This window comes from Castellaniella sp. (assembly GCF_034007085.1).
In the GTDB taxonomy this organism is placed as follows: Bacteria; Pseudomonadota; Gammaproteobacteria; order Burkholderiales; family Burkholderiaceae_B; genus Castellaniella.
Genome location: NZ_JAVERO010000103.1, coordinates 1 through 8,041, shown reverse-complemented (window position 1 = coordinate 8,041; position 8,041 = coordinate 1). Strand labels below are relative to the sequence as shown.

The following is an 8,041-nucleotide window of genomic DNA, read 5'->3' as shown; positions in this document are numbered from 1 at the left end:
CCTCGACCAGCGTCTTGACCACTTCCTGGATGGACGCATCGATGAAGCGCGCCCGTTCGTAGGTCAGGGCAACCTTCACGCCCGGCGGCAGCGTCTTTTCGATGTCCGGCAGCAGCCGGCGGATCCCGTCCACGATCACCAGCGGATTGCCCTTGGGCGTCGGGAACAGCGACAAATAGACCGCCGGTTCACCGTCCATCCGGCCACTGGTCTGCGTCGCAGCAGCGCCCAGTTCCACCGTGCCCACGTCGCGCAGACGCACCAGGCCGTTGCCATCGTGGCGGATGACCAGATCACGGAACTCGTTCACGCTCGTCAAGTCGGAATTGACCCGCACATTGGCAATCACGTACTGCCCGCGCACCTGCCCCGGCGCAGCCTGGACATTGTTGCGGCGAATGGCGTCGGCCACATCCGTGGCCGTCAGTCCGCGTCCGGCCAGGCGCTCGGCATCCAGCCACACCCGCATCGCCAGCTTCTGCCCGCCATCCACCTGCACCTTGGCCACGCCGTCAATACCGGAAAACAAGGGCTCGACCACACGCGACAGGTAGTCGGTCAGTTCAGGCGTAGTCAGACTGCCAGTGGAAAAACCCACATAGGCTACCGCCGTCGAATCGCCGGCCGACAGTTCGATCACCGGATCGTAGGCGCGCTCGGGCAAGCGATAGCGCACCTGATTGACCTTGGCCATGGTCTCGGTCAGGGCCTGGGTCGAATCACGGTTCAGTTCCATGCGCAGCGTGACCAGGCTGCGCCCCTGTGACGACGATGAGGACAAGTAATCAATGCCCTCGACCGAGGACACGGCCTGCGCGATCGGCTGGGTCACGAAGCCCTGCATCAGTTCGGCCGAGGCGCCCGGATATTCGGTACTGACCGTGATGGTGGACGTTTCCAGCGTCGGGTATTGCCGAATCGGCAACTTTCCCAGCGCGAACAGGCCCAGCAGCACGAGCAGGCAGCTGACCACCAGCGCCAGCACCGGACGGCGCACAAAGACATCGGTGAATCTCATGACACCTGCTCCTGCGCGGTTTCAGCAGCGGGCGAAATGGCATCCTCGCGCAGCGCATCATGCGCCATCGGTTCGACCACCATGCCATCGCTCAACTTGATCTGGCCGGACACCACCACCTGTTCGCCGGCCTTCAGGCCGGCAGCGATTTCCACCCGGCCATCCCAGCGTTCGCCCGTCTGCACGGCGACGCGGCGCACACGCAACCCCTGCTGCTCACCGGCTTCGGCCACGAACACGGTCTGACCATAGGCGGTGTAGGTCACTGCCGTTTCCGGCACCGCCAGCACGAGCGTGGGCTGCGCTCGCAACACACGCACATTGGCGAACATGCCGGCCTGCAGCAGGCCGTCCGCATTGGGCAGGCTGGCCTGCACCTGCAACATGCGCGACGGGCCGATCAATGGATCGATGGCCGCCACCTGCGCCTCGAACCGCCGGTCTGGCCACGCATCGGCCCGGAGTTCGACCTGTTGACCCGGCTGCACCCACGCAGCGGCCCGTTCATCCAGCGAGAAATTGACCTTGAGGGTCTGCGCATCGACCAGGCTGGCGATCGCTTCGCCCGCATTCAGGTATTGCCCCTCATGCACCCGGCGAATGCCGATCGTGCCTGTAAAAGGTGCGCGGATCGCCTTCTGCGCGATGACTGCCTCGATCCGGCGCAGTTCACCCTGCGCCATGTCGTGCGCAGCCTGGGCATGATCGAGCTGTTCTTGCGTGGCCACCCGGTCGGCGATCAGCCGGCGCGTGCGCGCCAGCACGGTCTGGGCATTGCGCAGTTGCGCACGCAGCCGCAAGCGCTCGGCCTGCTCGGGCGCATCATTGAGCTGCACCAGCAGATCGCCTTGCCGCACCCGCTGCCCGGAGGTGAATGCGATGCGCGTGACGCGCCCCGCGGCCTCCGAGGCCAGTTCCACCTGCCGCACAGCCTCCAGTTCTCCAACCCCCTGCAGCGCACGCGGCGCCGGCGCACGCTCGACCGGGGCCAGGGCCACCTTGGTGACTGGCCAGGCGCCTGCGCCATCCGCGCCGGAGGAACACCCTGCCAGACCGATGGCGCAGACAGCGGCCAGAACCAGAAAGCAAGATCGGGCCGCCCTGACTGCACCAGGCCACGAGCGATTGCCCTGCCCACCAACAGCATCTGGCCGCCACTGCATCGGCCCGCAATAGTCCAGCGTCTTGTCAACCATGTTTTGCATGCACGTCCGCGCTCATAGAAACGGCCGCGCGACATCCCCGCGAGGCCGATGGATCCCTGAAAAGACTGGCAACCCCTCAGGGTCTTGCCAGACATGACACGACGGACTATAAAACCTCAAGTAAAGCTCAGGTCAAGCCATGATTCCCAGGAAACCGATCGATTTCTCGCGACTGCTCACCGTAGGCGAAGTGGCCAAACGCGCAGGCGTGCCAGTGTCCACCATCCATTTCTATGAATCCAAAGGGCTGATCGCCAGCACGCGCAATGCCGGCAACCAGCGCCGGTTCACGTCGGTCGTGCTGCGCTACATCGCCGTGATCAAGGTGGCCCAGCGCACCGGCATCCCGCTGGAAGAAATCAAAGAAGCACTGGGCCGCTATCCCCCGGGCAGCAAGCTCACGGCGGCACAATGGCGGGAACTGTCTTCGCACTGGCGCGCCAACCTGGATGAACGCATCACCCGGCTGACCCGGCTGCGCGACGAACTGGACAGTTGCATCGGCTGTGGCTGTCTGTCGCTGGACGAGTGCCCCCTGCGCAATCCCCAGGACGCGCTCGGAGAGCAGGGACCCGGACCGCGCATCCTGGAACGGGCTTGAGAACGAGCGTCCAGGCTTGACCTTCCCATGATGGTAAGCTTTACGCTGATCCCATCTTGAATGCCAACGATGGGAAATCCACCATGAACATGCCAAACCCTGGCGGCACGCCAACCGCCACAATCCGCCTGCCCATCGAGGGCATGAGCTGCGCCAGCTGCGTCGGCCGGGTCGAGGCCGCTCTGGCCAAGGTCGAGGGCGTGAGCAGCGTATCCGTCAATCTCGCCACCGAGCGGGCCGAGATCCATGCCACAGGGCAGGTCGATCACCAGGCACTGGTCCAGGCGGTCGAGAAAGTCGGCTACACCGTCGCCACCGGCGCCATCGAACTGGCAGTTTCTGGCATGACCTGCGCATCCTGCGTGGGCCGCGTCGAAAAAGCACTCAGGGCGGTGCCCGGCGTCACCGAGGCCTCGGTCAACCTGGCCACCGAACGCGCCACCGTGCGCGGCACGGCCGCCGCACAGGATCTGATCGCGGCCATTGAAAAAATCGGCTACGAAGCCCGCCCGATCGATACTGGCGCGCAAGCCGGGGACGAAGCCGCCGAAAAAAAGGATGCCGAGCGTGCCGCGCTCAAGCGCGACCTGATCCTGGCCACCGCACTGGCGCTGCCGGTCTTCGTGCTGGAAATGGGTTCGCACCTGATTCCCGGCATGCACGCATGGGTTGCCAACACGATCGGTATGCAGGAAAGCTGGTATGCACAATTCGTGCTGACGCTGCTGGTGCTGGCCATCCCAGGCCGACGCTTCTACACCAAAGGGTTCCCGGCGCTGGCGCGGATGGCGCCAGACATGAATTCGCTGGTTGCCGTCGGTACGGCCGCCGCGTTCGGCTACTCGGTGGTCGCCACCTTCGCCCCCGGCCTGCTGCCGTCCGGCACGGTCAACGTCTATTACGAGGCAGCCGCCGTCATCGTCGCGCTGATCCTGCTGGGCCGCTATCTGGAAGCGCGCGCCAAGGGCCGCACGTCCGAGGCCATCCAACGGCTGGTGGGCCTGCAGGCCAAGCTGGCGCATGTGCAGCGCGACGGACGCAGTATGGACATCCCGATCGCTGACGTGGTCATGGGCGATGTCGTGGACGTCCGCCCGGGCGAACGGGTGCCGGTCGATGGCGAAGTGACCGGAGGCCGCAGCTTCGTGGACGAATCCATGATCACCGGCGAACCAATCCCCGTTGAAAAGGCCGCAGGCAGCACCGTGGTGGGCGGCACCGTCAACCAAAAAGGTGCGCTGACGCTGCGCGCCACTGCGGTGGGCGCACAGACCATGCTCGCGCAGATCATCCGCCTGGTCGAACAGGCCCAGGGTTCCAAACTGCCGATCCAGGCCGTGGTGGACAAGGTGACCCTGTGGTTCGTGCCTGCCGTCATGCTGGCGGCCCTGCTGACTTTCCTGACCTGGTTGGTGTTCGGCCCCGCGCCGGCACTGACGTTCGCGCTGGTCAACGCGGTGGCGGTGCTGATCATCGCCTGCCCCTGCGCCATGGGGCTGGCCACCCCGACCTCGATCATGGTCGGCACCGGCCGGGGCGCCGAACTGGGTGTGTTGTTCCGCAAGGGCGAAGCCCTGCAATTGCTCAAGGACGCCCGGGTGGTGGCCGTGGACAAGACCGGCACCCTGACCGAAGGCAAGCCCGCCCTGACCGATCTGGAGATCGCCACCGGATTCGAGCGCGCCGATGTGCTGGCCAAAGTCGCGGCGGTGGAGTCACGCTCGGAGCACCCCATCGCCCGCGCCATCGTCGAATCCGCCGCAGCGCAAGGCATCGTGCCTGCCGCCATGACGGACTTCGAATCGGTCACGGGCATGGGCGTGCGCGCCCAGGTGGACGGCGCCCGCATCGAGGTGGGCGCCGACCGCTACATGCGCGAATTGGGCCTGGATGTGAGCGGCTTTGCCGACACCGCCGAGCGCCTGGGCAATGAAGGCAAGTCGCCGCTGTACGCCGCCATCGACGGCCGCCTGGCCGCCATCATCGCGGTGGCCGACCCGATCAAGCCCAGTTCGCCCGCCGCCATCGCGGCCCTGCACCAGCTCGGCCTGAAGGTCGCCATGATCACCGGCGACAACGCCCGCACCGCCCAGGCCATCGCCCGGCAGCTGGGCATCGACGACGTGGTGGCCGAAGTGCTGCCTGCCGGCAAGGTGGATGCCGTGCGCCGGCTGAAGGCAGCGCATGGCCAGATCGCCTTCGTGGGCGACGGCATCAACGACGCCCCGGCACTGGCCGAAGCGGATGTGGGCCTGGCCATCGGCACCGGTACCGACGTGGCCGTGGAATCGGCCGATGTGGTGCTGATGTCCGGCAATCTGCAGGGCGTGCCCAACGCCATCGCACTGTCCAAGGCCACGCTGGGCAATATCCGCCAGAATCTGTTCTGGGCCTTTGCCTACAACACGGCACTGATCCCGGTGGCCGCCGGGGCGTTGTATCCTGGCTGGGGCGTGCTGCTTTCGCCGATCTTCGCCGCTGGCGCCATGGCCATGTCCAGCGTGTTCGTGCTCGGCAATGCGCTGCGCCTGCGCCATTTCCAGCCGCCGATGGCCACAGCGCCCCATCCCACCGCCTGAACCAGGAGAACCGTCATGAACATCGGCGAAGCATCCAGGGCCTCGAATGTGTCCGCCAAGATGATCCGCTACTACGAGCAGATCGGACTCATCCCGCCCGCGGCGCGGACCGAATCCGGCTATCGCAGCTATGCCCAGACCGATGTCCACCGGCTGCGCTTCATCAGCCGCGCCCGTGACCTGGGATTTTCAGTGGCCGAGATCGGCGATCTGCTGAACCTCTGGAACGACCAATCGCGCCAGAGCGCCGATGTCAAGCGCCTGGCCGAGGCGCACATCGCCGAACTGGACCGGCGTATCGACAATATGCGGCAATTGGCCGGCACGCTCCGGACCCTGGTCGGCCAATGCGCCGGCGACGAGCGCCCCGACTGCCCGATCCTGGATTCCCTGGAACGATCCGGCCATGGCTGCGCTGCCCCTGAACGCCGACAGTCCCCTTGACCTTGCCATCATGTCAAGCCCCACACTGACCGATATTTCGACCCCAAAAGGAGTTTTTCATGCAATTCCATCTCGATGACATGACCTGCGGCGGTTGCGCCCGCACGGTGACCAAGGTGATCCAGGGGATCGACCCCGCCGCCAGCGTCATCGCCGATCCGCCAAACCGCACGGTCCAGGTGCAGACCACGGCATCCGAAGCCCAAATCGCCGCCGCGCTGCGTGAAGCGGGCTTTCCCCCGCGTGAGCACTGAACGCGAGCGGGCTGCCGGCCCGGGCAAAGGCCGCCTTGCCCGGGCTGACTATCACTGCGCTTGACCTGAAGTTAACCTTAGGTTTTATCCTGTGGTGGCGTGTGCACCCCAGGATGCGCGCGTCTTCAATACCATCGCTGAAATCTCCGGAGCCTCTATTCATGTTCACCTGCCAAACCGAGTCCTCGCCACCCGCAGCCCAGCCAGGCGGCGCCAGCCCCTTTCTGGAAGAAAAAGCCTTTCGCGCACGGATGGTGCTCGTGTTCGGCACCGTGACAGATACGCTGGCCTCGGAAACCGTCCGCAAGCTCCTGGCGCTGGACGCAGAATCCAGCGCACCGATCACCATGATCGTATCTTCGCCGGGCGGCCACCTGGAATCGGGCGATGCGATCCATGATGTCGTGCGCTTCGTTTCCTCGCCCGTCAACATGGTGGGCACGGGATGGGTCGGCAGCGCGGCCACCCATCTCTACCTGGGCGCGCCCCGCGAGCGGCGTTTCTGCTTGCCGCAGACCCGATTCCTGATCCACCAGCCCAGCGGTGGCGCCGGTGGCCCCGCCAGCGATATTGCCATCCAGGCCAGGGAGATCATCAAGGCCCGGGAACGCATTGCCCAGGTCATCGCGCGCGAGACCGGCCAGCCCCTGGACCGCGTGATGCAGGACATCGAGCGCGATCTGTGGATGCCGGCCGAGGAAGCGGTTTCCTACGGGCTCGTGTCGCGCATCATCCAGCGCCGCGAAGAACTCGCGGCCGCATGAAGCAACCACGCGAGCGCTTGACCACGCGCACCACCAGCAGCATGGCGGGCACCAGCGCCACAGCATCGCGCTGCCTGCCCTTCTGGGACAACCGGCGTTGGCGTGCTGGGATTGATTTCACGGCATTTGTTGCGCCGCGTGTTTCGCTCGCAAAATTTCAACGCTGCGGGATTCATCCAGCACCCGATAAAAAATGATGTGGTCTTTGTGGACCACCAGCTCTCGCAACCAATCAGGTAAGCCAGGGCGCCCTATGCGACCCACATTGGGGAACTCGGCAAGCGGCTTTGTCTTGACGCGTAGCTCCTGACCAAACTTCTTGGCGCGGGCGGGGCTGTCCTGGGCGATATAGTCAATGATGCTGTCCAAATCGGTTTCGGCAATCGGTCGCCAGATGACGCTATAAGGGGTTTTTGACTTCGCCATAAACTAGCTGTCAACGTCGGCTGAAAACTGACCCACTTTCATCGGAATCGTCGGAGTAAACCTGACCCACCCCGGCGTCCAAAAACCTAGTTCCTGATCTTGATATTCCCAGCCTTACGCTTGTCCTTGAGCCAGTAGCTTTCCCCGGCGATCTGTACGATATGGGCGTGGTGCAGCAGGCGGTCGAGCAAGGCGGCGGTCAGCGTCTGATCTTCTGCGAAGCACGAGGACCACTGGCTGAAGGGTAGATTGCTGGTGACGATGATGCTGGTGTGCTCGTAGCGCTGAGCCAGTCCAGGATTTCGCGGTCGAGCAGTTGCCGGTAGAGCAAGCCTGTCGCGGCGCTGTGGAGCCGATACTCGCGATCATCGCGGTAGCGGAAGCGGTATGGCTGGTGCAGCGGGCCGTGCCACGGGTGCCAGATGCTGCCGTCGACCAGTTCGATGTGCAGATCGACGGCGATCTTACCGATGTCGTGCAGCAGTGCGGCATAGGCGACGGCGGCGGTCCAGGCTTCGGCTTGCGCTGCCTGGTCTTCGGGGCTGGCGCCGATGGGAAGCAGATGGGACTGCCGCAGCTTGAGCGCGTAGGCGACGATTTCCAGGCCGTGGTCGAGCATGCCGCCTGGGTAGGCGTGGTGATGCGCTTCGGATGCCGGGAAAGCCTGGACCAGCTCGGCATAGCGGTGCAATGGCGCTAGGTACAGCGTGGCGAACTGACGGCGAGACAGCGAGGTTCTCTGCCAAATGT

8 protein-coding genes and 2 pseudogenes are annotated in these 8,041 nt (G+C 64.9%); 5 read left to right on the top strand and 5 right to left on the bottom strand.

Annotated features, from left to right (window positions below):
• Together RBR29_RS09145 and RBR29_RS09140 are read right to left on the bottom strand one after the other, a co-directional pair.
• Window positions 1–1,018 (bottom strand): efflux RND transporter permease subunit (locus RBR29_RS09145; RefSeq protein ID WP_320348751.1); only part of this gene is annotated, 1,018 nt, incomplete at its 3' end.
• Entirely contained in the window at window positions 1,015–2,223 is a 1,209-nt protein-coding gene (locus RBR29_RS09140) for an efflux RND transporter periplasmic adaptor subunit (protein ID WP_320348750.1), read from the bottom strand. The genes RBR29_RS09145 and RBR29_RS09140, both read right to left, overlap by 4 nt.
• A 139-nt stretch (window positions 2,224–2,362) precedes the next feature.
• Here RBR29_RS09140 and soxR point away from each other — a divergent pair, with 139 nt between their 5' ends.
• The 5 genes from soxR (at window position 2,363) to RBR29_RS09115 (ending at window position 6,865) form a co-directional block, all read left to right on the top strand.
• Entirely contained in the window at window positions 2,363–2,824 is a 462-nt protein-coding gene (gene soxR / locus RBR29_RS09135; protein WP_320348749.1) for a redox-sensitive transcriptional activator SoxR, read from the top strand.
• Window positions 2,825–2,907: 83 nt separating this feature from the next.
• Window positions 2,908–5,403: a heavy metal translocating P-type ATPase gene (locus tag RBR29_RS09130; RefSeq protein WP_320348747.1), complete on the top strand. Its 2,496-nt coding sequence runs from the start codon at window positions 2,908–2,910 to the stop codon at window positions 5,401–5,403.
• Between the two features lie 15 nt (window positions 5,404–5,418).
• Window positions 5,419–5,847: a Cu(I)-responsive transcriptional regulator gene (gene cueR, locus RBR29_RS09125; protein WP_320348745.1), complete on the top strand. Its 429-nt coding sequence runs from the start codon at window positions 5,419–5,421 to the stop codon at window positions 5,845–5,847.
• A gap of 59 nt (window positions 5,848–5,906) precedes the next feature.
• Window positions 5,907–6,101 (top strand): heavy-metal-associated domain-containing protein, encoded by a 195-nt coding sequence (locus RBR29_RS09120; protein ID WP_210568536.1) that lies wholly within the window; start codon window positions 5,907–5,909, stop codon window positions 6,099–6,101.
• 161 nt (window positions 6,102–6,262) lie between these two features.
• Complete coding sequence (locus RBR29_RS09115) at window positions 6,263–6,865, top strand: ATP-dependent Clp protease proteolytic subunit (protein ID WP_320348744.1); 603 nt, start codon at window positions 6,263–6,265, stop codon at window positions 6,863–6,865.
• 117 nt (window positions 6,866–6,982) lie between these two features.
• Here the strand turns inward: RBR29_RS09115 and RBR29_RS09110 are convergent, their stop codons facing one another.
• From RBR29_RS09110 to RBR29_RS09100, 3 genes and pseudogenes are all read right to left on the bottom strand, one after another.
• A complete protein-coding gene (locus tag RBR29_RS09110) occupies window positions 6,983–7,291 on the bottom strand; it encodes a type II toxin-antitoxin system RelE/ParE family toxin (RefSeq protein WP_320348743.1) in 309 nt (102 codons plus the stop codon).
• 86 nt (window positions 7,292–7,377) lie between these two features.
• Window positions 7,378–7,584, bottom strand: a pseudogene (locus RBR29_RS09105) (ATP-binding protein); the annotation flags it as partial.
• A pseudogene (locus tag RBR29_RS09100) lies at window positions 7,575–8,041 on the bottom strand (TraI domain-containing protein); the annotation flags it as partial. The pseudogenes RBR29_RS09105 and RBR29_RS09100, both read right to left, overlap by 10 nt.

Bases quoted from the DNA above. Each gene is read 5' to 3' on its own strand.
- RBR29_RS09140 (WP_320348750.1), bottom strand. From the start codon at position 2,223: ATGCAAAACATGGTTGACAAGACGCTGGACTATTGCGGGCCGATGCAG.
- soxR (WP_320348749.1), top strand. From the start codon at position 2,363: ATGATTCCCAGGAAACCGATCGATTTCTCGCGACTGCTCACCGTAGGC.
- RBR29_RS09130 (WP_320348747.1), top strand. From the start codon at position 2,908: ATGAACATGCCAAACCCTGGCGGCACGCCAACCGCCACAATCCGCCTG.
- cueR (WP_320348745.1), top strand. From the start codon at position 5,419: ATGAACATCGGCGAAGCATCCAGGGCCTCGAATGTGTCCGCCAAGATG.
- RBR29_RS09120 (WP_210568536.1), top strand. From the start codon at position 5,907: ATGCAATTCCATCTCGATGACATGACCTGCGGCGGTTGCGCCCGCACG.
- RBR29_RS09115 (WP_320348744.1), top strand. From the start codon at position 6,263: ATGTTCACCTGCCAAACCGAGTCCTCGCCACCCGCAGCCCAGCCAGGC.
- RBR29_RS09110 (WP_320348743.1), bottom strand. From the start codon at position 7,291: ATGGCGAAGTCAAAAACCCCTTATAGCGTCATCTGGCGACCGATTGCC.